This window comes from Amycolatopsis sp. WAC 01416 (assembly GCF_003947485.1).
GTDB lineage: Bacteria > Actinomycetota > Actinomycetes > Mycobacteriales > Pseudonocardiaceae > Amycolatopsis.
On the sequence record NZ_QHHX01000007.1, the window covers coordinates 411,669 to 433,738 of the forward strand.

Annotated in this window: 20 protein-coding genes; 12 read left to right on the forward strand and 8 right to left on the reverse strand. The window is 68.7% G+C overall.

Annotation, left to right across the window (positions count from 1 at the left end; translation table 11 throughout):
- Positions 1 to 31 precede the first annotated feature (31 nt).
- Together DL990_RS25805 and DL990_RS25810 are read right to left on the reverse strand one after the other, a co-directional pair.
- Entirely contained in the window at positions 32 to 1,516 is a 1,485-nt protein-coding gene (locus tag DL990_RS25805) for a CoA-acylating methylmalonate-semialdehyde dehydrogenase (protein ID WP_125800162.1), read from the reverse strand.
- A gap of 20 nt (positions 1,517 to 1,536) precedes the next feature.
- Entirely contained in the window at positions 1,537 to 2,406 is an 870-nt protein-coding gene (locus DL990_RS25810; protein ID WP_125800163.1) for an aldolase, read from the reverse strand.
- A gap of 109 nt (positions 2,407 to 2,515) precedes the next feature.
- Here DL990_RS25810 and DL990_RS25815 point away from each other — a divergent pair, with 109 nt between their 5' ends.
- Positions 2,516 to 3,265, forward strand: coding sequence for a GntR family transcriptional regulator (locus tag DL990_RS25815; protein WP_125795292.1), 750 nt, complete (start codon positions 2,516 to 2,518; stop codon positions 3,263 to 3,265).
- On the opposite strand, the gene DL990_RS25820 is transcribed toward DL990_RS25815, so the two are convergent.
- The 4 genes from DL990_RS25820 to DL990_RS25835 all read right to left on the reverse strand — a co-directional run bounded on the left by DL990_RS25820 (position 3,245) and on the right by DL990_RS25835 (position 6,951).
- Positions 3,245 to 4,702 carry an APC family permease gene (locus tag DL990_RS25820; RefSeq protein WP_125800164.1) on the reverse strand — a complete coding sequence of 486 codons (1,458 nt, stop codon included), beginning with the start codon at positions 4,700 to 4,702 and terminating at the stop codon, positions 3,245 to 3,247. The two genes, DL990_RS25815 and DL990_RS25820, sit on opposite strands and share 21 nt — an antisense overlap.
- 287 nt (positions 4,703 to 4,989) lie before the next feature.
- A complete protein-coding gene (locus DL990_RS25825; protein ID WP_125787528.1) occupies positions 4,990 to 5,451 on the reverse strand; it encodes a MoaF C-terminal domain-containing protein in 462 nt (153 codons plus the stop codon).
- A 99-nt stretch (positions 5,452 to 5,550) separates the two neighbouring features.
- A complete protein-coding gene (locus DL990_RS25830; protein WP_125800165.1) occupies positions 5,551 to 6,024 on the reverse strand; it encodes a carboxymuconolactone decarboxylase family protein in 474 nt (157 codons plus the stop codon).
- A gap of 78 nt (positions 6,025 to 6,102) precedes the next feature.
- Entirely contained in the window at positions 6,103 to 6,951 is an 849-nt protein-coding gene (locus DL990_RS25835) for a cobalamin-binding protein (protein ID WP_125800166.1), read from the reverse strand.
- Between the two features lie 141 nt (positions 6,952 to 7,092).
- Between DL990_RS25835 and DL990_RS25840 the strand changes: the two genes are divergently transcribed.
- From DL990_RS25840 to DL990_RS25885, 10 genes are all read left to right on the forward strand, one after another.
- Positions 7,093 to 7,974 (forward strand): SIS domain-containing protein, encoded by an 882-nt coding sequence (locus DL990_RS25840; RefSeq protein WP_125800167.1) that lies wholly within the window; start codon positions 7,093 to 7,095, stop codon positions 7,972 to 7,974.
- A 7-nt stretch (positions 7,975 to 7,981) separates the two neighbouring features.
- Positions 7,982 to 8,872 carry a 1-phosphofructokinase family hexose kinase gene (locus DL990_RS25845; RefSeq protein WP_125800168.1) on the forward strand — a complete coding sequence of 297 codons (891 nt, stop codon included), beginning with the start codon at positions 7,982 to 7,984 and terminating at the stop codon, positions 8,870 to 8,872.
- Between the two features lie 8 nt (positions 8,873 to 8,880).
- Complete coding sequence (locus DL990_RS25850; RefSeq protein ID WP_125800169.1) at positions 8,881 to 9,762, forward strand: class II fructose-bisphosphate aldolase; 882 nt, start codon at positions 8,881 to 8,883, stop codon at positions 9,760 to 9,762.
- A gap of 81 nt (positions 9,763 to 9,843) precedes the next feature.
- A complete protein-coding gene (locus DL990_RS25855) occupies positions 9,844 to 11,235 on the forward strand; it encodes an ABC transporter substrate-binding protein (protein WP_125800170.1) in 1,392 nt (463 codons plus the stop codon).
- Positions 11,235 to 12,179 carry a carbohydrate ABC transporter permease gene (locus tag DL990_RS25860; protein ID WP_125800171.1) on the forward strand — a complete coding sequence of 315 codons (945 nt, stop codon included), beginning with the start codon at positions 11,235 to 11,237 and terminating at the stop codon, positions 12,177 to 12,179. The genes DL990_RS25855 and DL990_RS25860 overlap by 1 nt, the downstream gene beginning before the upstream one ends.
- 10 nt (positions 12,180 to 12,189) lie before the next feature.
- Positions 12,190 to 13,119 carry a carbohydrate ABC transporter permease gene (locus tag DL990_RS25865; protein WP_125800172.1) on the forward strand — a complete coding sequence of 310 codons (930 nt, stop codon included), beginning with the start codon at positions 12,190 to 12,192 and terminating at the stop codon, positions 13,117 to 13,119.
- A gap of 6 nt (positions 13,120 to 13,125) precedes the next feature.
- Positions 13,126 to 14,193: an ABC transporter ATP-binding protein gene (locus DL990_RS25870; protein WP_125800173.1), complete on the forward strand. Its 1,068-nt coding sequence runs from the start codon at positions 13,126 to 13,128 to the stop codon at positions 14,191 to 14,193.
- Entirely contained in the window at positions 14,190 to 16,046 is a 1,857-nt protein-coding gene (locus DL990_RS25875; protein ID WP_125800174.1) for a DUF5107 domain-containing protein, read from the forward strand. The genes DL990_RS25870 and DL990_RS25875 overlap by 4 nt, the downstream gene beginning before the upstream one ends.
- Before the next feature lie 126 nt (positions 16,047 to 16,172).
- The gene (locus DL990_RS25880; protein ID WP_125787539.1) at positions 16,173 to 16,958 is read left to right on the forward strand and encodes a DeoR/GlpR family DNA-binding transcription regulator; all 786 of its coding nucleotides are present in this window, start codon (positions 16,173 to 16,175) and stop codon (positions 16,956 to 16,958) included.
- Between the two features lie 205 nt (positions 16,959 to 17,163).
- Entirely contained in the window at positions 17,164 to 20,298 is a 3,135-nt protein-coding gene (locus DL990_RS25885; RefSeq protein ID WP_233620569.1) for a TIM-barrel domain-containing protein, read from the forward strand.
- Positions 20,299 to 20,480: 182 nt separating this feature from the next.
- Here DL990_RS25885 and DL990_RS25890 read toward each other — a convergent pair whose 3' ends face one another.
- Positions 20,481 to 21,122 carry an FMN-dependent NADH-azoreductase gene (locus tag DL990_RS25890; protein WP_125783248.1) on the reverse strand — a complete coding sequence of 214 codons (642 nt, stop codon included), beginning with the start codon at positions 21,120 to 21,122 and terminating at the stop codon, positions 20,481 to 20,483.
- A gap of 82 nt (positions 21,123 to 21,204) precedes the next feature.
- On the opposite strand from DL990_RS25890, the gene DL990_RS25895 reads away from it, so the two are divergent.
- Complete coding sequence (locus tag DL990_RS25895) at positions 21,205 to 21,684, forward strand: MarR family winged helix-turn-helix transcriptional regulator (RefSeq protein WP_125783246.1); 480 nt, start codon at positions 21,205 to 21,207, stop codon at positions 21,682 to 21,684.
- On the opposite strand, the gene DL990_RS25900 is transcribed toward DL990_RS25895, so the two are convergent.
- A complete protein-coding gene (locus tag DL990_RS25900) occupies positions 21,681 to 21,983 on the reverse strand; it encodes a DUF6506 family protein (RefSeq protein ID WP_125800175.1) in 303 nt (100 codons plus the stop codon). The two genes, DL990_RS25895 and DL990_RS25900, sit on opposite strands and share 4 nt — an antisense overlap.
- Positions 21,984 to 22,070 lie beyond the last annotated feature (87 nt).

The following is a 22,070-nucleotide window of genomic DNA, read 5'->3' on the forward strand; positions in this document are numbered from 1 at the left end:
CAGACCGCAAGTAGGTGACCAATTGCGTGGGTCAGCTGGACGTCGGGAAGTTGAAGCCCGCTGCGGAGTGCGGCCATCGCGTCGTGACGACCTTCGCCCGGGTGTAGAACCGGACGCCCGCCGGGCCGTGGATCGGGCTGTCGCCGATGAGGGAGTCCTTCCAGCCACCGAAGGAGTAGTACGACATCGGCACCGGGATGGGCACGTTCACCCCGATCATCCCCACCTTCACCTCCCGCTGGAAGCGCCGCGCCGCCTCGCCGCTGCCGGTGAAGACGGCGGTGCCGTTGCCGTAAGGGTTGGCGTTGATCAGCTCGATCGCTTCGTCCAGAGTGGACACCCGCACGATCCCGAGCACCGGCCCGAAGATCTCGTCGCGATACGCGGACATCCCGGTGGTCACCTTGTCCAAAAGGGACGGTCCGACGAAGAAACCGGTCTCGTGCCCCGCGACGCTCAGCTCCCGGCCGTCGACCACCACGGTCGCGCCCTGCTCCGCCCCGAGGGCGACGGAGTCGATCACCCGCCGCCGCGCGGCCTCGGTGACCACCGGGCCCATGTCGTTGCCGGCTTCGTACCCGGGGCCGACCTTGATCTCGGCCGCCTTGCGTTCGAGGATCTCGACCAGCCGGTCGCCCGCCGAACCGACGGCGACGCCGATGGAGATCGCCATGCAGCGCTGCCCGGCCGAACCGAACGCGGCGGCCGTGAGATGGTTCGCGGCGTACTCGAGATCGGCGTCGGGCAGGACGACGGCGTGGTTCTTGGCCCCGCCCAGCGCCTGCACGCGTTTGCCGGTGGCCGTCGCGCGTTCGTGGACGTACTTGGCGATGGGCGTCGAGCCGACGAACGACACGGCTGAGATACCGGGATGCTCCAGGATCGCGTCGACCGCGACCTTGTCCCCGTTGACCACGTTGAACACGCCGTCCGGAAGGCCGGCCTCGGCGTACAGCTCGGCGACCAGCCGGGACGCGGACGGGACCCGTTCGCTGGGTTTGAGCACGAACGTGTTGCCTGCCGCGATGGCGATCGGGTGCATCCACAGCGGGACCATGATCGGGAAGTTGAACGGCGTGATCCCGGCGACCACCCCGAGCGGCTGCCGGAAGTCGTGCACGTCCACGTCGCGTGAGACCTGGTCGGAGAAGCCGCCTTTCAGCGCGTCGGCGATCCCGCAGGCGTACTCGACGATCTCGCGGCCGCGGACGATCTCGCCGCGCGCGTCGTCGATCACCTTGCCGTGCTCGGAGGAGATGATCCTGGCGAGTTCGTCCTCGTGCTTCACCAGCAACTCGCGGAACGCGAACATCACCTTGGTCCGCTGCGAGAGCGACGAATCGCCCCACGTCTCGAAGGCCTTGCCCGCGGCGGACACCGCGATGTCCACATCGGACGGTTCCGCGAGAAGCACCTGCGCCCGCGGGCGCCCCGCGGCCGGGTCGAACACCGGCGCGGTGCGGGTGGAGCCCGCCGTGGTCGCGGTGCCGTTGATCCAGTGGTCGATGGTCTTCACGCGTTGTCCTCCACAGGTGTTCACAGCAGTCCGACGGCCGTGTCGACGGCCTTGGCGACGTCGCCGTCGTGCGGGTAGAGCAGGGAGCGGCCGACCACGAGGCCTTGCACGGTCGGCAGTGCGAGCGCCCGTTGCCAGGCGGCGAACGCGGCGTCGGGATCCTTGACCTCGCCGCCCAGCAGTACGGCGGGCAGCGTCGAGGCGGCCAGCACGCGCTCCATGTCTTCGACCACCGGGAGTTTCAGCCAGGTGTACGCCGACGAGCGGCCGAGCGCGGAGGCGATGGTGATCGACCGGATCACGGCATCGGGGGAGAGGTCGTTGCGCAGACGTCCGTCGGCCCACTCGGAGAGGAACGGCTCGACCATCGCGATCAGCTTCCGGTCGGCGAGGTCGTTGACCGCCTTCGCGGTGTTCTCGAGCGCGCTCGGCGTCGCCGGGTCGCCCAGGCAGATCCTGGTGAGCGTCTTGCCGCCGTCGAACCGCATCCGCTCGATCGTTTCGGCGTCGTAGCAGGCGAACCGGTCGTCGATCTCGAAACTCGATCCCGCGAGGCCGGTGCGGTTCATCGACCCGATGACGGTCTTGCCGTCGAGGGCGCCGAGGAGCAGCAGATCGTCGATGATGTCCGGGGTCGCCAGCACGCCGGTGTCCCCGGGGCGTTCCAGCGCCAGGCCGAGGCGGTCGAGCAGCTCGCCGCGGTCGGCCATCGCGAGCGGATCGGCGCCGACACCGTTCGCGCCGCGCGCCGGATGGTCCGCGGCGATGATCATCGTCCGGCCCTTGTCGTTGAACGGCGATTTCGCCCGGATCCGGGTGGCCGCGGCCACCGCGACGGCCCCCGGATCGCGTACCCGCGCGGCGACTATCCGGCGCACTGTGTCCGACACTTTCGTTCCTCCAGGCTCGCGTGGTGCTTCGACCTTCGCAAGCGCTCGGAGACTTTGTCAAGACATATGGACATAAGGTCATAGTCGCTCGTCGCGGTAGGCTCCGCGCATGAAACCCTGGGCACCCGGTGAGATCGTGGTGGATCCGAACGGCCCGGAGCCGCTGTACTCGCAGGTCGCCAGGCAGCTCGGCGCCGCGATCGAAGACGGCAGGCTGCCGAACGGCGCCCGGCTGGACAACGAGCTGGACCTGGCCGCGCGGCTGCACCTGTCGCGGCCGACCATCCGCCAGGCGATCCAGTCGCTGGTCAACCAGGGGCTGCTCGTCCGCAAACGCGGGGTCGGCACCCAGGTCGTCCGCACCAAGGTCGCCCGTCCGCTGCGGTTGAGCAGCCTCTTCGACGATCTCAGCGAACTCGGGGACAGGCCGGAGTCGGTCGTCCTCGTCAACCGGGTGGAGCCCGCGGACGACGAGGCGATCGAGCATCTCGAGACACCGGGCCTGACCCACGTCCGGCGGCTGAAGCGGGTGCGCTCGACCGGCGGCGAACCGCTGGCGATCATGAACAACTACCTGCCCGACGGCCTCATCGACCCGGCCGACGACGAACTGCGGGACAAGGGGCTCTATCAGTTACTGCGCTCGGCGGGTGTCCGATTGCACGCCGCGCAGCAGAACGTCGGCGCGCGGCAGGCGACTGAAGAGGACGCCGAACTGCTCGACGAGGAGCCGGGCGCGGCGCTGCTCACCATGCGACGCACCACCTACGACGACTCCGGCAAGGTCGTGGAATACGGCTGGCACGTCTACCGTGCCTCGCGCTACTCGTTCAACCTCTCACTGACCAACAGTCTCTGATGGCTTCGGCGCGGCGTCGCGTTCCAGATCGGTCTCCAACGCCGCGTACACCGAGGGCCGGAACTTGCGCAGCCAGCCGGCGAGTGCCAGCCCGGCCAGCGCGACCACCAGGAGCAGCCACGGCAGATGCGGGACGACGCCGTTGCTCGACCCGGCGAGCGTCGGGAAGTTGAGGATCGCCAGCGTCACGATGATCCCGAGCCCCACCGCGCCCAGCCCGGGGGCGATCAGCGTCTTCATCACCCGGCGATCCCGCGTCCGGCGGAAATAGACCAGGATCGCGACTGCCGCGAACAGTTGCAGGGTGAGAATGCCCAGCGTGCCGAAGCCGGTCATGCTCGCGGTGAGGTCGGCGACCGGGTCGAGCCCGGCGAGCCGGAACGCCAGTGCCACCACCGAGCCGAAGACCAGCTGGACGATCGAGGCGTAGCGCGGTGCTCCGTTGCGCGGACTGGTCTTGCCCAGCAGTCGCGGCAGCACGCCGACCCGGCCCAGCGCGTACAGATACCGGGTCGCCGAATTGTGCAGCGCCAGCAACGCCGCGAACAGGCTGACCACCAGAAGCAGCAACATCACCTTGGTCAGCGGGCCGCCGAGATACTCCTGTGCGACCGAGAGCACGAGATCTCCGCTCGAAAGATGTGCGACGGCCACGTCCTGCGCCTGTTCGGCGCCGATCGCGCTGACCACGGCCCAGGTCGTGAACGCGGCGAACACCCCGATGAACCCGATGGCGATGTAGGTCGCCCGCGGGATCGTCCGCTTGGGATCCTTGGCTTCCTCGCCGAACAGCGCTGTCGCCTCGAAACCGATGAAAGCGTTGGCGGCGAACAACAATGCCAGCCCGCCGGCACCCTGGAACAGCACGGAGGGGCTGAAGGCGGCGAACGAGAAGCCGTGCCGGAACAGCACGCTGAAGTCCATGACCAGCAGGATCGACACCTCGAGGATCAGCGAGACTCCCAGCACCTTCGCGCTCACCGCGATTCCCCGGCGGCTGAGCAGAAGGACCAGCACCACCGAAACCGCGCTCCAGAAGAGCCAATCGAGGTGGAGCCCGAAGACGTCGCCGATCGCCGTGGAGGTGAAGAACCCGCTCGTGCCGATGGCGCCCGCGACGAAACTGTTGTAGCCCAGCATCGCGACGAAACCGGCGACGAGCCCCGGCGTCCTGCCCAGTCCCTTGACCACGAAGGCGTAGAAGCCGCCCGCGCTGGTGAGCACCCGCGACATCTGCGCGTAGCCGACCGCGAACAGCAACAGGACGACCGTGGCCAGCAGGAAGGCCGCGACCATCCCGCCGCCGTTCCCGACCGCGATCCCGATGGCCGCGATCACGATCATCCCGGTCAACGGCGCGACCGCGGCGAGCACGAGGAAGACGATGCCTGGCACGCCCAAGACGTTCTTCGCGAGCGACGTGTCGTCCCGGCTCATTCGCTGCTCCTCATCTCCGCTGGACGGCCAGTATGGGAGCGGCTGCCCCGCGACCTTTGTCTCTGTGCGCGTATCGCTTGCCCATCAGCGCTGGGTGATGGCGGGAGGTGCGGAGTCCGCGAGGATTGACCGGAATCGACACGCCACGTTTGCCCCGCTTGGAGATCAGCGACGCCGGCCCCGCAGCCTTGGCGGCGAGTGACGGGAGGACCAGCAGGACCGCGCCGACGTACAGCGCGACGCCGTGCGGCACCGTCAGATGCCCGCTCTTCGATCGGGACGGCGGGTCAACTTCCGGCGGAGGACTTTGTCGCGGGAAAGGACGGCCACCCGTGCGGCCGCTCCAGAATCTCGATGGTCGCCTGGTCGACCAGGAAATACTGCCCGCCGTCCTCGCGCGGATTCGTATATGCCGCCGTCGCGACCAGACGGTCGAAGTCGGCCATCACCGCGATGGGGTAACCGCCGTCGAAGATCTCGCCGTGCGCGGCCGTCGCGACGGTCCCGGTTTCGTACCAGGTGACGAAGTACTGCGCCGGTCCGGTTTCGAAGACGCGCAGCGTCGCCTCTTTCTGCCGGACACCGGCGAAGTCGCCGGACACACCCGTCCAGATCATCGTCGTCCGGTCCGCGTAGTGCTGCTCCAGCACGTTCCCGGAGCCGTAGTGGAAGTTCGCGCGGAGCCCGACGAGGTCGGTGCTGAGCGGATGAGTCCCGGTCACCGGGAAGAAACGGACGTCGAGTCGCACGGGCTGAACCTCCGGATCGCGTGTTTCCGCAGGTTTATCAGCCCGTGGCGGCTCGATCGTTGTCCGGCGAAGCGATCCTGTTGTCGCTGGACGCGAGGATCAGTCGAACATGCCGGGCTGGTAGTCGCCCGCCGGCGTCCTGGCGATGACGTTGAGCCGGTTGTACGCGTTGATCGTGGCGATCAGCGCGATCAGGGCGCCGATCTGCTCGTCGTCGTAGTGCTTGCGTACCTGCGCCCAGGTTTCGTCGCTGACACCGTGGTGCGCGTCGGCGATGCGGGTGCCCTCCTCGGTGAGCGCCAGCGCCGCGCGCTCGGGCTCGGTGAACACGTTCGCCTCCCGCCAGGCGGCGACCAGGTTGAGCCGCACCGAGGTCTCGCCCGCGTGCGCGGCGTCCTTGCTGTGCATGTCGGTGCAGAAGCCGCAGCCGTTGATCTGGCTGGCGCGCAGCTTCACCAGTTCCTGGGTCGCGTGCGGCAGCGAGGACTCTTCGATCGGCCGGTTCGCGGCGCCGAGACGCTTGGCGTACTTGAGGATGACCTCGTTCTCGAACAGGTTGACGCGCGGTTCCATGATCTTTCCTCTCCGTCGGTTCCTGCACACATGACGAGTGGGCCGGAGAGGTTGTGACAGCTTCGGACGTGACGCCGGTCACGGGTGGAGGAGGTCGGCGAGGATCTCCGCGCCGTCGACGACACGGGGTCCGGGACGGTTGAAGTAGGCCGGCCCGTCCAAGATGTGCACGGCCGGAATGTCGTCCCAACCCGGTAAGCCGCTCAGTAGATGCAGTTCCGCTTCGGTCCGTTCGGGCGGGAAACCGCAGGGGATGAGCAACAGCACGTCGGGCCGTGCCTCGACGACGGTGTCCCACGTGATCGGACGGGTGTGTTCGCCCGCGACGGCGAGCAACGGGACGCCACCGGCGGTTTCGATCTGCTCCGGGACCCAGTGCCCGGCGGGCCAGAGCGGGTCGAACCATTCGATGGCGGCCACCCGCGGGCGCGGCCGTCCGGCGACCCGGGCGCGGACCGCGTCCACTCGTTCCCGGAGGAGACGGGCCTCGGCCGCCGCGCGCTCCGGGACGCCCAGCACCTCGCCGAGCGTGGCCAAGCAGGTGAAGACGCCGTCGAGCGTTCGCGGTTCGAGGCTGACCACCCGGGTGTCGCCGTCCAGCGTGCGTACGGTCTCCGAGACCTGCCGGTAGGAGACCGCGCAGACGTCACAGAGGTCCTGCGTGAGCACGACGTCGGGTTCGGCCGCCGCGAGCAGGCCGGCGTCGAGGGAGTACAGGCCCGAACCGCGATGCTCGCCGCCGACGGCCGCCGAAATCTCCCGGCTCGACAGCACGTCGTGGTCGATCGCGCTGCTCGTGACCACCGGGACGTCGTCCAGCGCGCCGGGGGGCCAGTCGCATTCGTGGGTCCGGCCTGCCAGCGACGGCAGGAGCCCGAGGGTCGCGACGAAGTCGGTCGCGGCGGGGAGCAGCGAGACGATTCGCATCCGTCCACGGTAGGCGACCGGCCCATCATGCACATCTGCGCGAGTCAAATGCGTGAAAGTGCGCTAACAGAGCATTGACGTTGCACAAAACTGCACCTAACGTGACAGCTATTGCGCACAACTGGCACGGATGGGGAGTTCATGAGCGGGACCTTCATGGCGGCGGAAATCGCGAGCCAGCCCGGCTGCTGGCGGGAAGCGGCGGCCCTGGCCTCGGCGAACAGTGATCTGCTGCCGCCGCCGGGCGCGCGGGTGGCGATCGTCGGCTGTGGCACGTCGTGGTTCATCGGCCAGGCGTACGCCGTCCTTCGCGAGTCCGCGGGGCTCGGCGAGACCGACGCCTTCGCCGCCTCCGAGTTCCCGGCGGGCCGTGGTTACGACCACGTCGTGGCGCTGACCCGGTCGGGTACGACGACCGAGGTCCACGCCCTGCTGGCGAAACTGCGGGGCAGGACGCCGACCATCGCGATCACCGGCGTGCCCCGCGAGATCGACGCCGCCGCGGACACGATCATCGACCTGTCCGTCGTGGACGAACGCTCGGTCGTGCAGACCCGGTTCGCCACGACGGCGCTGGCGATGCTGCGCGCGCACCTCGGCGAAGACCTGACCGCGGTCGCCGACCAGGCCGAACGCGTGCTCGCCGAACCGCTGCCCGACGAACTGGTCGCCGCGGAGCAGTTCAGCTTCCTCGGCACCGGCTGGTCGGTGGGCATCGCGAACGAAGCCGCGCTCAAGTTCCGCGAGGCGTGTCTGCTGTGGACGGAGTCGTATCCGGCGTGGGACTACCGGCACGGGCCGATCAGCATCAGCGAACCCGGCCGCGTGACGTGGATGTTCGGGCAGGCGCCGGAGGGGCTGGCCGACGACGTCGCCGGCGCGGGCGGCCTGTTCGTCGAGAGCGGCCTGGATCCGCTCGCCGACCTCGTCCGCCGCCAGCGCGTCGCCGGGGCCATCGCCGCCCGCAAGGGACTCGACCCGGACAACCCTCGCAGCCTCACCCGTTCCGTCGTGCTGACCTGAGGCCGCCGTGATCGTCACCGTCACGCCGAACGCCGCGCTGGACGTCACGTACACAGTGGACGGTCTGCGACCGGGCGCGGTGCACAGGGTGCGGGAAGTGCGGCACCGGGCAGGTGGCAAGGGCGTCAACGTCGCCCGCGTGCTGCACACGCTCGGTGCCGACGTCCGCGCGATCTTCACCGCGGGCGGCGCGACGGGAACCGCCGTCGTCGGCGACCTCGCGGCGGCGGGCATTCCGGCCGCCGCGGTCCCGATCGGCGGGGAGACCCGGCGCACCACCACGGTTCTGGCGGACGACGGCTCGGTCACGTTGCTGAACGAGCCAGGGCCGCGGCTCACCGAAGACGAGTGGCAAGCGCTTGCGGCGGCCGTACGAGCCCGGAAACCGGATGTGCTCGTCTGCTCGGGCAGCCTGCCGCCGGGCGCCGGGGGATACGCCGGACTCCTCGGCCGGGCACCGTCCATCTTGGACGCTTCCGGCGAGGCGCTGCTCGCCGGACTGGCCGGGCGGCCGTCCGTGGTCAAACCGAACGCCGACGAACTGCGCGAGGTCACCGGCCTGCGGGATCCGGTGGCCGCCGCGACCGAACTACGCAAGGCGGGGGCGGGCGCCGTCGTCGTCTCGCTGGGCCCGGAGGGGCTGCTTGCGGTGACCGGATCCGGCACCTGGCACGCGGCACCGTCCACTGTGCTCAGTGGCAATACCACCGGTGCCGGTGACGCCGTCGTCGCGGCGCTGGCATGGGGATTGAGCCGCACCGAACCGTGGCCGGACATCCTGCGCCGCGCCGTCGCGTTGTCCGGGGCGGCCGTGCTTGGCCCGCTTGCCGGGGACGTCGACCTCGCGCACTACGAAGCCGAACAGGGGCTGGTCGCCGTGCGCGCCCGCCCGGATTAGGAGACGTCATGCCTCTGGTGGGAACCGGGGAGATCGTCGGTGCCGCCGCGGCGGCCCGGCACGGCTGCGGCGCGTTCAACGCGATCCAGCTCGAACACATCACCGCGATCGTCGCCGGGGCGGCCGCGGCGGAAGCGCCGGTGATTCTGCAACTGAGCCAGAACGCCGTGAAGTACCACGGTTCACTGGCGCCGGTGGGCACGGCGGCGCTGGCCGCGGCGAGAGGCGCCGTCACTCCGGTCGCGGTGCATCTCGACCACGCCGAATCGGCCGATCTCGTCCGTGAGGCGGTCTCGCTCGGCTTCGGCTCCGTCATGTTCGACGCGTCCAAACTGGACTACACCGACAACGTGCGCGCGACCAGGGAAGTCGCCGCGTACTGCCACGACCACGGGGTCTGGGTCGAGGCCGAACTCGGCGAGGTCGGGGGCAAGGACGGCGTCCACGCGCCCGGCGCGCGCACCGATCCGGACGAGGCGGCGCAGTTCGTCGCGGCCACCGGCATCGACGCTCTCGCGGTGGCGGTGGGCAGTTCGCACGCCATGCTCACCCGTGACGCCGCCTTGGACTTCGAGCTGATTGCAAGGCTGCGGGAGCGGGTGCCGGTGCCGTTGGTGCTGCACGGTTCGTCGGGTGTGCCGGACGAGGGACTGGCCGAGGCCGTGCGGGCCGGGATGACGAAGATCAACATCGCCACCCAGCTCAACAAGGTGTTCACCGCCGCGGCCGCGGAAGACTGGCGCGCGCATCCGGAGCGCGTCGACCCGCGGAAGTATCTCGGTGCGGGAAGGGCGGCGGTCGCCGCCGCGGTGCGGCGGCTGCTGGGAGTGCTCAAGCTTGATCATGTTGAACCGGTCAAGGTGACGATTGAGCAGACTTTGCGCGATTGAGTGTTGACATGTGCGTGAAACCTCACAAAACTGCGCAACAACAAGCAGAACTTGTGTGATCTTCGATCCAGGTGGTGGCGGATGCGGGTAGGCAGGCTGACGGCATTGACGGCAGGGGCGGCGCTCCTGCTCGCGGGATGCGGCGGCGGGGACGTGGCCGGTGGCACCGGCGAGAACGCGCTCCCGGGCGTCGACCAGTTCCTCAACGCGCCCTGTCCGGAAGCGGGAGTGAAACCCGCGACGGACAAGGAATTCACGTACTGGTCCATGTGGACGGCCGACGAGCCCCAGGGCAAGGTCCTCCAGAAGGCCTTCAAATGCTTCCAGGAGAAGACCGGCGTCAAGGTCGACGTGCAGTGGCTGGGCCGCAAGGCCTACACCCAGAACCTGGTGCCCGCGCTGAACACCGACGCGGTGCCGGATCTGTTCGACCAGGACGTCAGCAAGGTCGGCGCGGCGGTCATGACGCCGGGTGGCACGCAGAGCGTCGACGACGTGTTCGCGATGAAGGTCGGCGAGGGCGACAAGACCGTCAAGGACGTGCTTTCGCCAAGCTCGTACGACTTCCCGCAGAACAAGGACCGCGAAGGCCACAACTTCATGGTCCCGTACACGATCCAGTCCAGCGCCTGGTGGTTCAACAAGGACACCGCCGGCGACATCCAGCAGCCGAAGACGATGGACGAGCTGATCGCCCTGTTCGACAAGGCGAAGTCCGACGGCAAGGCCGCCATCAGTCTCGACGGCGACATCCCGTTCTACAACATGTACTACTACACCCAGCTCGCCGAGCGGTTCGTCGGCGCGGGCGGGCTGTACAAGGCGGCGACCGACAAGACCGGCCAGGCGTGGAAGACCGAGCCCGGTTTCCTCAAGGCCGCCACCGAAACCGCGAAGCTGCCCAAGTACTTCATCGACGGCTGGGACGCGGCGAAGTTCCCGCAGGTGCAGCAGCGCTGGGCCGATGGCGACTCCCGGTTCCTCTACGTCGGCAGCTGGGCGCCGAGCGAGACCCGTGAGTACCTGGACAAGCAGGGCGCCGGGACGAAGATCAATTACAGCTCCTTCCAGTTCCCGATGCCCGAAGGCGCCACGCACGACACCGTCGAGCAGATGTCGATCGGCTTCTCGGTGACCAAGAAGGCCAAGCACGCCGAGGCGGCCAAGGCGTTCATCGCCTACTTCCTCAACAAGGACCTGCTCGCCGGCATCCCGATCGTGGCCGACAACCTCGTGCCGCGTGCCGACCTCGCCGTGCCGGACGACCTCAAGCAGGTCAAGGCCGCGCTGGACGACCCGAAGAAGGAACACGTCCTGCAGTACGACGGGATCGACGGCATCGCCGGCGGCAAATGGCAGACCGACGTCTTCGACCCGGCCGACATCGCGCTGCTGAAGGGCCAGCTCACGCCGCAGCAGTTCGTGGACCAGCTCGCCGTCAAGAGCGCCGAGTTCTGGAAGAACCAGGGCTGATGGCGACGGTCACGACGCCGACGCCGGCGCGGGCGGTGAAGGCCGGGGCTCATCTGCGCCGCAAGAAACGGCTGTTCTGGCCGTTCGCCGCGCCGGCGCTGGTACTGTACCTGGCCTTCCTGGTCCTGCCGACGCTCGCGACCGTGGTGCTGAGCTTCACCAGCTGGGCGGGCGCGGGCGACACCCCCGAACCCAACGGCGTCACCAACTACACGCAGATGTGGGCGAGCGACTCGTTCCAGTACGCCTTCCGCAACACGCTGATCTACGTGTTCCTCGGCGGGATCGGCACGTTCGCGCTGGCCTTCCTGTTCACCATGGTGCTGCGGGACATGAAGGGCGGCAAGATCGTCCGCGCCATCCTGTTCTTCCCGAACATCGTGGCGCCGGTGGCGCTCGGCATGTTCCTCGGCTTCGTGTTCAAGTACCAGCCGGGGAAACAGGGTCTGGCGAACTACGTGCTGGAAAGCCTCGGCGCGGACGCGGCGAAGTTCCTCGCACCGTCCAATGTGACCGGTGTCGTGACGGCTTCGCTGATCTGGGCCAGTTCGGGCTTCTACATCACCATCCTGATGGCCGCGGTCGACCGCATCCCGCCGTATCTCTACGAGGACGCCGAGCTGGGCGGCGCCTCGCCGTGGCAGAAGTTCAGGAACATCACGCTGCCGATGACCTGGGACGTCGTCGGCGTCGCCGGGGTGCTGTGGACGATCAACGCGCTCAAGATCTTCGAGCTGGTGTTCGTGCTGGCCGGTCCCGGCACCTACGCCCCGCCCAACGAGGCGTGGACGCTGGGGATCTACGTGTTCGACCGGACCTTCGGCTCGAACGGCACGCCGGACTTCGGTGCGGCCTGTGCCTGCGCGGTGGCGATGATCGCGCTGGTGTCCGTGCTCGTCGTCCTGCTCCGCCGTCTGATGCGCCGTGACGCGATCCAGTTCTGAGGGAGATCCCATGTCCGTCACCGACGTCGAGGCGCCCGCGCGGCGACCGGCGAAACCGGTGCGCAAGCCGCCACGCAAACCGCGTCCGGCACCCGGCTCCAAACGGTTCAGCCCGTTGCGGGTACTGGGCACCACGATCGTGTGGCTGTTCACCGCGGGCAACATCCTGGTGCTGTACTGGCTGCTCACGGCGTCGTTCAAGACACCGGTGGAGATCTTCACCAAGCCGTTCGACCTGCCGTACCAATGGTTCAAGAACGGCAAGCCGTTCCGGAACTTCATCTACGCCTGGAACAACGCCGGTTTCGGTGACGCGGTGCTGACGACCGTGGCACTGGTCGGGCTGGCGACGGTCGCGACCGTCGTCGTCTCGGCGCCCTGCGCGTACGCACTGACCAGGCTCGGCGTCCGCGGCGCCGGTCCGATGACGAACGTCGTCGCGATCGGCATGGGCGTGCCGTTCCAGACCGTGATCATCCCGCTGTTCGTGGTGCTCAGCAAAGTGCACATGGACAACGAGTACGGCCTGTTCGTGCTGTACGTGGCCCTGTCCATCCCGTTCACGGTGTTCCTGATGACCGGTTTCTTCCGGTCGCTGCCGGACGAACTGGAGGAGGCGGCCGCGCTCGACGGCGCTTCGCCGACGCGCACGTTCTTCTCGGTGATGCTGCCGCTGACCCGCGGCGGCATGATCACCGCGTTGACGCTGAACGCCATCGGCCTGTGGAACGAGACGCTGCTGGCGATCGTGTTCCTCAAGGACCAGGCGCATTTCACCCTGTCCCGCGCGCTGTTCACCTTCTACGGGGCCGCGAGTTATCAGTCGGAGTACGGCGGCCTGATCGCCGGGGTGGCGATCGTCGTGCTCCCGATGCTCGTGCTCTACCTCGTACTCGCCCGCCGGATCATCACCGGCATGACCCTCGGCGCCGGAAAGTAGGACCTGATGGCCACCGTGACCTTCTCCGACACCACCCGGTTCTACGCCGGAGTGGAACGTCCCGCGGTCGACGGCCTCGACCTCGAGGTCGCCGACGGCGAGTTCCTGGTGCTGGTCGGCCCGTCCGGCTGCGGGAAGTCGACCACGCTGCGGATGCTCGCCGGGCTGGAAGGCGTCGACGACGGCTCCATCCACATCGGCGATCGCGACGTCACCGAACTGCCGCCGAAGGAACGGGACATCGCGATGGTGTTCCAGAACTACGCGCTCTACCCGCATATGACGGTGGGGGAGAACATCGGCTTCCATCTGAAGCTGGCGAAGATGGCGAAGGCCGAACGCGAACGCAAGGTGCGCGAGGCCGCCGCCGTGCTCGACCTGACCGAGTACCTCGACCGCAAACCCGCGAAGCTGTCCGGCGGCCAGCGGCAGCGCGTCGCGATGGGGCGCGCGATCGTGCGCGAGCCGAGTGTGTTCCTGATGGACGAACCACTGTCCAATCTGGATGCCAAGCTCCGGGTGCAGACGCGGACGCAGATCGCTTCCCTGCAACGACGGCTGGGCATCACCACGCTCTACGTCACGCACGACCAGGTCGAGGCGATGACCATGGGGGACCGGGTCGCCGTGCTGAAGGACGGGATCCTGCAACAGTGCGACACGCCCGTCGGGCTGTTCGCGAAGCCGGTCAACGTCTTCGTCGCCGGGTTCATCGGCTCGCCGGCGATGAACCTGCTGGAGACCACTGTGGACAGTGGCGGCGCCGTCGCCGGTGGCACGCGGCTGCCGCTGACCCCGGCGCAGCGTTCGGCGCTGACCGGCCCCGGTATCGTCGTCGGTGTCCGGCCCGAGGGCTGGACGATCGGCGACGGCGGTTTCGAAGCCGTCGTCGAGGTCGTCGAGGAACTGGGCAGCGACCAGTACCTCTACTGCCGGGACGGCGACCGCGTGCTGACCGTTCGCACTCCGGGGATGGCCCCGTGGCAGCGTGGCGAGCCGATCTCCCTGACCCCGCGATTGGGTGCGGTGCACCTGTTCGACGCCGCGACGGGTGACAGGCTCCCGGACGCATGACCCGCCTGTACCGCACCGGTCTGCTGCTCCCGGCCGCCGAGCTGGGGCCGGAGAACCCGTTGCCACCGCTCCGGAAACCCGAAGCGGTGGCCAAGGTGTCCAATGTGGACGAGCTGCCGCCGGACCTGGCGGAGAACATCGGCTACGGCCGCCTGGACACACCCTTGCCATGCCTGCTTCAGGACGGCTACACCCGGGAGCGCGCGGAACGCGAGCTTCCGGCGTTGGTGCTGGAGAACGACAAGCTGCGCGCCACGGTACTGCCGTCACTGGGCGGGCGGCTGTACTCGCTGGTGCACAAGCCGTCCGGACGCGAACTGCTCTACCGCAATCCGGTGTTCCAGCCCGCGAACCTCGCGCTGCGGGACGCGTGGTTCGCCGGCGGTGTCGAGTGGAACCTCGGGAGCACCGGGCATACGACGTCGACCTGCGAGCCGATGTTCGCCGCCGAGATCGAGGGCCCGGACGGCACGCCGGTGCTGCGGTTGTGGGAGTGGGAACGCACCCGCGACCTGCCGTATCAAATCGACTTCTGGCTGCCCGACGGGTCGGATCAGCTGCTCGTCGCCGTGCGGGTGCGGAACCCGCATCCCTACGACGTCCCGGTGTACTGGTGGTCGAACATCGCGGTGCCGCAGAACGAAGGCACCCGTGTGCTGGCGCCCGCGACCCAAGCTTGGCACTACGGCTATTCTGGGCGGCTCGATCTGGTCGACGTCCCCGGCGAGCTGACCTATCCGGCCCGCGCCGAAGCCGCGGCGGACTACTTCTTCGAGGTGACCGGAAGGCCGTGGGTAGCGGCCGTCGAGGCGGACGGGACGGGGCTGGCCCAGCTGTCCACCGGCCGGTTGCGCGGCCGGAAACTGTTCCTGTGGGGCGAGTCCACCGGTGGGCGTCGCTGGCAGGAGTGGCTTGCCCCAGGCGCCGGCGGCTACCTGGAGATCCAAGCCGGGCTGGCTCGCACCCAGCTGGAGCATCTGCGCTTGCCGCCGGGGGAGAGCTGGGACTGGCTGGAGGCCTATGGCCCGGTCACCGCGGATCCGGCGGCGGCGCACGGGGAGGACTGGGCGACGGCGCGCGAGGCCGTCGCCGCCGGCCTGCCGTCGGCGGAAGCCATGGACGAATACCACGACGACTGGCGGAAGATCGCCGACGTCACCCCGGAATCCTTCCTGGTCACCGGTTCCGGCTGGGGTGCGCTGGAGAACCGGCGCGCGCCGATGTGCCTGCCCGGCACGCCGTTCCCGGACGAATCGCTCGGGCCGGATCAGGAGCCGTGGCTCGCGCTGCTCGACGGGACGCCGCCGGACGGGGATCCGCTCGCCGTGCCCCCGCCGACGCTGGTGAACCGGTACTGGGCGGATCTCATGGAGTACGCCCCGAAGAACTGGCTGACCTGGTATCACCGCGGTGTCGCGCTCTGGGCGGCCGGACGGCATTCGGACGCGGTCCGCGCCTGGCGTGAATCGGTCTCGGCGGACGAGAACCCTTGGGCACTGCGGAATCTCGCGGTCGCCACGGCCGGGCACGAGGCCGCCTGGCTGTACCGCCGGGCAGTCGCTCTGGCACCGTCGGTGCGGCCACTGGTCGTCGAGGCGATCGCGGCGCAACTCGCTGCGGGGCTCCCGGAAGAGGCGAGCGCGCTGCTGGAGGGGCTTCCCCGGGAAGGGCGGATCGCCTTGCTGACCGCCCGCACCCTGCTCGCCCAAGGCGACGTCGCCGGGGCCAAGGCCGTGTACGGCACCGGTTTCGAAGTCGCGAACATCAGGGAAGGGGAAACGTCTTTATCGGACACTTGGGCGGCGGTTTCGAACGAACCGCTGCCGGAACACCTTGACTTCCGGATGAAGTGAGCGGCCGGGCCACTCGACCGGCGTGCCGCTCGCGGCGGACAACCGCGATGCAGCATACTGCTCGAAACAGTGGCCAACAGCGCAACGTCATGCGCGATAGGCCGCAGCGAGCTAGGAGTGGCGCCGATGGCCCGGCACGAACGGCTGAGCACCCTGCTGGACCTGCTGGGGCAGCGGGAAAAGATCGACGTCGAGGACGTGGCCGAGGAGCTGAACGTCTCCGCGGCCACGATCCGGCGCGACCTCGATCATCTGGCGGAGCAGCAGTTGCTCACCCGCACCCGGGGCGGTGCGGTGGCCAACGACCTCGCCTACGACCTGCCGTTGCGCTACAAGACCGCGCGGCACGTACCCGAGAAGCAGCGGATCAGCGTCGCCGCGGCGGCGCTCGTGGCGCAGGGCATGGTGGTCGGCCTCAACGGCGGGACGACCACGGCCGGGGTCGCGCGGTCGCTGGCCACGCGGTCCGATCTGGCCGGTCTCCGTGATTCGCCCGGGCTGACCGTGGTCACGAACGCGCTGAACATCGCGCACGAACTGGCGGTGCGGCCGCATGTGAAGATCGTGGTCACCGGCGGGGTCGCGCGTCCGCAGTCGTTCGAGCTCAGCGGTCCGCTGGCCACCCGGGTCCTCAGCGAACTGACGATCGACCTGCTTTTCCTCGGCGTCGACGCGTTCGACGCGGACGCCGGCGCCTTCGCGCACCACGAGGGCGAGGCGAGTATCAACCGACTGATGGTCGAGCGGGCCGAACGCGTCGTCGCGGTCGCCGACGGTTCGAAGCTGGGCCGTCGTGCGTTCGCGCGGATCTGCGCGACCCCGGAGGTGCACGCGCTGGTCACCGATTCCAACGCCGATCCGAAGGTGCTGGCGGCGTTCGAGGCCGCGGGGGTCGAGGTCCAAGCCGTCTGACCGCTCCCGTCCAAGTACATGAAGGCCCCCTTCCTTGCGCCTAGGTACCGGAAGGGGGCCTTCATGTACTTGGGCACCTGTTGCCGCATAAGGATCTTCGTGCGACCCGACGAAAGTCGGCAGCACCGCTTCGGCGGATGACTTTGCGCGAACCGTGCGCTATACAGAGACCATCTTGCGTATTCATGCGCGAAAGGTGTCTCGAATGAGCAGAGTTGCGCAATCCCTGAGTTGTTTGGCCGCAGTGGCCTTACTCGGGCTTTCCCCGGTCGCCGCCCACGCCGATCCGGCCGCGGCGGCGTCCGGCAAGCTGGGCGATCTGACCGGGATCTCCGGCGACGGCGCCACGGTCACCCTGAATTCGGGAAGCGCCGCGGTGCGCGTCAGCTTCCCGGCCGAAGGTGCCGTCCGGGTCTGGCTGGCGCCGGACGGCACGTTCACCGATCCGGCCGGGAGCAAGATCGTGCTGCCGCGCACCGGCGACCCGGTGACGCCGAAGAGGACCGACAAGGGGGACTACTGGGCGGTTTCCACGGCAAAGGCCACACTGCGGGCGTACAAACACCCGTTGCGGCTCGCGTTGTACGACGGCGCGGACCGCAAGCGGCTCTGGGAGGAGTCGGCGCCGCTGTCCTGGACAAGCAAACAGACCACGCAGACCCTGGCACGAACCGCGGCGGAGCAGTTCGTCGGCGGCGGTGAGCAGAACGGCCGGTTCAGCCACCGTGACCAGACGATCCGGATCTTCGCCGACTACAACTGGAACGACGGCGGGGCCCCGAATTCGCAACCGTTCTACGCCTCCACGGCGGGATACGGCGTCCTGCGCAACACCTTCGCGCAAGGCACTTACGCCTTCACCGAACCGGTGCGCACCACGCACGACGAGCGCCGTTTCGACGCGACGTATGTCGTCGGCGACGGGCTCAAGGACGTCATCACCGGCTACACCGATCTCGTCGGGAAGCCTTTCCTGCCACCGCTCTACGGTCTCGAACACGGCGACGCCGACTGCTACCTGCACAACGCCAACCGCGGCGAGCGCCACACCCTGGACGCGGTGAAGGTCGCGGAGGGATACACCGAGCACGGGATGCCCAACGGCTGGATGCTCGTCAACGACGGCTACGGCTGCGGATACGAAAACCTCCAGCAGACGGGCGAAGGTCTGCGCAAGAACAACATGCAGCTCGGGCTGTGGACCGAGAACGGCGTGCCCAACCAGGTCGAGGAGGTCAAGGCCGGGGTCCGGGTCCGCAAACTCGACGTCGCGTGGGTCGGCCCGGGCTACGAGTTCGCGCTGAACGCCTGCGACACCGCGTACAAGGGCATCGAGGACAACAGCGACGCGCGCGGTTTCGTCTGGACACCGGTCAGCTGGGCGGGCGCGCAGCGCTGCGGCGTGCTGTGGAGCGGCGACCAGGCCGGTTCCTACGACTACATCAAATGGCAGATCCCGACCTACGCCGGCGCCACGACGTCGGGGATCGCGTACAACACCGGCGACATCGACGGCATCTTCGGCGGCAGCCCGCAGACCTACGCCCGCGACCTGCAGTGGAAGGCGTTCCTGCCGGTCTCGATGACGATGGACGGCTGGGCGGCGTCGGACAAGCAGCCGTGGCGATACGGCGAGCCGTACACCTCGATCAACCGCAAGTACCTGCTGCTCAAGGAGCGGCTGCTGCCTTACACCTACAGCCATTCGGTGGAGGCACACAAGACCGGCGTCGGCCAGGTCCGCCCGCTGGCGCTCGAATACCCGGACGACCCGAACGTCTGGGGCGAGAAAGCGAAGTACGAGTTCCTGTCCGGCAAGGACTTCCTGGTCGCCCCGGTGTACGAGAACTCGACCGTGCGCAACGGCATCTACCTGCCGAAGGGCACCTGGGTCGACTACTGGAGCGGCAAAACCTACACCGGACCGACCACTGTGGACGGTTACGACGCGCCGCTCGACACGCTGCCGCTGTTCGTCCGCGCCGGGGCCGTGGTGCCGATGTGGGCCGAGGGCACGAAGTCATGGCAGACCAGGGACAAGGGTGTGCTCGATCTCGACGTCTACCCGCAGGGCAAGGGCTCGTTCACACTCACCGAGGACGACGGCGTGACTCGTGCCTACAAGAACGGCGACCAGGCGAGGCAGACGTTCACCGTCGACGCGCCGACGTCGGGTCTGGGCACGGTGACGGTCGGGATCGGCGCCAGTTCCGGTTCCTACGCCGGGAAACCGGCGTCGCGGAACTACCAGCTGACCGTCCACACGGGAAGCAAGCCCGCGACCGTACTGGCCGGGACCTCGATCCTGCGGCAGTACGGCGGCAAGGCCGAGCTGGACGCGGCGGCCTCGGGCTGGTGGTTCGACCCGGCTGCCGGCGGGGTCGCGCGGGTCAAGACCGGCAAGGTGGGCGCCGGTGACCGGCAGGACGTCCGGCTGTTCGGCACGAGCGCGGTCGGCGGGATCTTCCCCGAGGACCGCAGCGGCTCGGTCGCCCTCTCCGTACCGGCGGTCGCCGGCCCCGGGCAGACCGCGACAGGCACGCTGAGCTTCACCAACGGCACGCCCCTGCCGGTCCGGAACGTCAAGTTCTCCCTGCCCGCCAACGGATTCCGCGCCGAGGTTCCGGCCGAGCCGCGGCTGGTGATGCCCGGCGAGACGGTACGGGTCCCGGTGAAGGTGACGCCGGACGCGGGAATCAAACCGGACGATTATCAGCTCACCGCGTCGGCGTCGTACCAGGCGCGGCTCGGGGAGAACCGGGTCACCGACTCGGTGACGGTCACCGTGCCGCACGCTTCGCTGGCCGCGGCCTACGGCAATGTCGGCGTCACCGACGCGGCCCACGTCGCGGTGGGGGACATCGACGGCGGTGGCAGCAGCTTCCGCGCGGAAGGGCTCGCCGAAGCCGGTCTCAAACCCGGTGCCGGCTTCTCCGCGCTCGGTGCTCGACTGACCTGGCCGCAAACCGGTACCGGGCAGAAGGACAACGTCCTCGCTTCCGGCCAGACGGTCGCGGTGCGGGGGACGGGCGCCAAGCTGGTATTGGCGGGAACCGGTACGGGCACGGCGAAGGGCACTGTCGTCGTCCGCTATGCCGACGGTAGTACCAGTCAAGCCGAGCTCGGATTTCCCAACTGGTGCTGCGCCGATCCCGCCCAGTACGGCGCGACCACGGTGGCGACCGTGCTGGGCAAGAACACCCGCGCCGGGGCGGCGTATCCGACCACGCCGTACCGGGTGTTCGCGAACTCCGTCCCGCTGACCGCGGGGAAGGAGGTCGTCGCGGTGACGCTTCCGTCGAACACCGCGATGCACGTCTTCGCCGCCGGCATCGGCTGAGCTCCCGTGAGTGGTAAGGACGGTTAGGGACCCAGGGGCCTCGGTCGTGGGGTTGTCCTGAAGGGCACCTTTGAGACGATGAAGGTCTCAAAGGTGCCCTTCACGACATAAGAGTTCGACGCCGGCCCATCGGAAGCACTGAAGGAGCCGCCCGCTCGGGAGGCAAGGTCACCGGTGCCGAGTCAGGCCGCGACAGGTGCCCACAAAGCGTCGATGACGCGTTCGGCCTCGGCCTGGCTGGCCTCGGCCAAGGGGATGAGGTCCGCCATCGCCGGGTTGGTCTTCGCCATGGTCAGCTCGGCGGTGACGAACCGCGGTGCGAGGCCGGTCAGCGAGACGCCGTGCGGGATCCACGACTGTGCGTGGTCCCAGCCTTCGCGCGGGGTGCCTTCGCCGTAACCGCCGCCTCGTGAGACCACGACGATGAAGTCGCGATCGCCGAGCAGGCCTTCCCTGGTCTCGGCGTCGAGCGTCAGCCCGGGCACGATCAGGTGGTCGACCCAGGCCTTGACCGTGCTCGGCGCGCCGAAGTTGTACAGCGGCAGGCCCAGCAGGATCGTGTCGGCCGACCTCACCTCGTCGACCAGGTCCGTGATGAGCCGCCATGCCTCGCCCTGTGCCGGAGTGTGCTGCTCCGGCGGCACGAACTTGGCGGTGTTGGCCGCCGCGCCCAGATGTGGCAGCGGGTCGGCGCCCAGGTCGCGGTAGGTGACGGTGCCCTCCGGATGCGCGGCGCGCCAGGCGGCCGCCGCCCGGGCGGTGAGGCGGCGGCTGGTCGAGTGCTCGCCCGTGATGCTCGAGTCGATGTGCAGCAGGTTCGTCATACCTACTATCTTGCATAGATAGTTTGTGCAACGCAAACCATTGATGCTGTGGCGGTCATCATGGGGCACGTACACTTGACGAGTGCCCGAACTCCCGGTCGTGAACCAGCCCCCGCATCGTTGCGGCGCGCTGCTCGACCACGTCACCCGCCGGATCCGGCTGCGCAGTGAGTCCGTCCTGACCCCGCTCGGCCTCCGGCCTCGGCACCTCGTCGCGCTGACCGTGCTGCGTGACTTGCGGGGCAGTTCCCAGCAGGACCTCGCGAAGACGCTGGAGATGGACAGCACGAACGTCGTCGGCCTGTTGAACGACCTCGAGTCCGCGAACCTGATCGAACGCAGGCGGTCGCCGGAGGACCGGCGTCGTCACATCGTCGAACTCACCGACGTCGGCGCCAAGCAGCTCGCCAAGGCCGAGTTCGCCCTCGCCGCGGTCGAGGACGAGGTGCTCGGCGCGCTCGACAAAGATCAGCGCGAGACCCTGTACACCCTGCTGTACCAGGCGACCAGCCGGACCGAGCCCGCCGCCTGCGTCGACGCCGCGCACCTCGAAAACTGCTAGCCGCCGAGGCCGAACAGGTCGTGAAGCTGTTCGGTGGCCTCGGCGCCGTACATGACGCTCCCGACCGGGACCTCGCTTCCCACCGCGTCGATCACCCGCGCCGTCCACACCGGACCGAACGCGCCGCACAGCTCGATCAGCTGCGCCCCTTCGTCGACCAGCCGCCGGGCAGCGGCGACGACCTGGTCCACGCGGCCGACCCCGATCAGTACCGTCAGGCATTCCCCACTGTCCACACGGGACACGTCGCGTGCCGGGTCGCAGCCATCGGCCAAGTACACGAAACCCCACTGTCGCATGACATTCCTCCTCCGTTGACGGGCGCCCCGAGGTAACCGCGAGTCGGAGGACGCTGTCCACGAGGCGGATCCGAACGGCCGTTCGGG

Excerpts from the sequence above, each read along its gene's own strand:
- DL990_RS25815 (WP_125795292.1), top strand. The coding sequence starts at position 2,516 with ATGAAACCCTGGGCACCCGGTGAGATCGTGGTGGATCCGAACGGCCCG.
- DL990_RS25820 (WP_125800164.1), bottom strand. The coding sequence starts at position 4,702 with ATGAGCCGGGACGACACGTCGCTCGCGAAGAACGTCTTGGGCGTGCCA.
- DL990_RS25830 (WP_125800165.1), bottom strand. The coding sequence starts at position 6,024 with ATGGAACCGCGCGTCAACCTGTTCGAGAACGAGGTCATCCTCAAGTAC.
- DL990_RS25835 (WP_125800166.1), bottom strand. The coding sequence starts at position 6,951 with ATGCGAATCGTCTCGCTGCTCCCCGCCGCGACCGACTTCGTCGCGACC.
- DL990_RS25840 (WP_125800167.1), top strand. The coding sequence starts at position 7,093 with ATGAGCGGGACCTTCATGGCGGCGGAAATCGCGAGCCAGCCCGGCTGC.
- DL990_RS25850 (WP_125800169.1), top strand. The coding sequence starts at position 8,881 with ATGCCTCTGGTGGGAACCGGGGAGATCGTCGGTGCCGCCGCGGCGGCC.
- DL990_RS25855 (WP_125800170.1), top strand. The coding sequence starts at position 9,844 with ATGCGGGTAGGCAGGCTGACGGCATTGACGGCAGGGGCGGCGCTCCTG.
- DL990_RS25860 (WP_125800171.1), top strand. The coding sequence starts at position 11,235 with ATGGCGACGGTCACGACGCCGACGCCGGCGCGGGCGGTGAAGGCCGGG.
- DL990_RS25865 (WP_125800172.1), top strand. The coding sequence starts at position 12,190 with ATGTCCGTCACCGACGTCGAGGCGCCCGCGCGGCGACCGGCGAAACCG.
- DL990_RS25870 (WP_125800173.1), top strand. The coding sequence starts at position 13,126 with ATGGCCACCGTGACCTTCTCCGACACCACCCGGTTCTACGCCGGAGTG.
- DL990_RS25875 (WP_125800174.1), top strand. The coding sequence starts at position 14,190 with ATGACCCGCCTGTACCGCACCGGTCTGCTGCTCCCGGCCGCCGAGCTG.
- DL990_RS25880 (WP_125787539.1), top strand. The coding sequence starts at position 16,173 with ATGGCCCGGCACGAACGGCTGAGCACCCTGCTGGACCTGCTGGGGCAG.
- DL990_RS25885 (WP_233620569.1), top strand. The coding sequence starts at position 17,164 with ATGAGCAGAGTTGCGCAATCCCTGAGTTGTTTGGCCGCAGTGGCCTTA.
- DL990_RS25890 (WP_125783248.1), bottom strand. The coding sequence starts at position 21,122 with ATGACGAACCTGCTGCACATCGACTCGAGCATCACGGGCGAGCACTCG.
- DL990_RS25900 (WP_125800175.1), bottom strand. The coding sequence starts at position 21,983 with ATGCGACAGTGGGGTTTCGTGTACTTGGCCGATGGCTGCGACCCGGCA.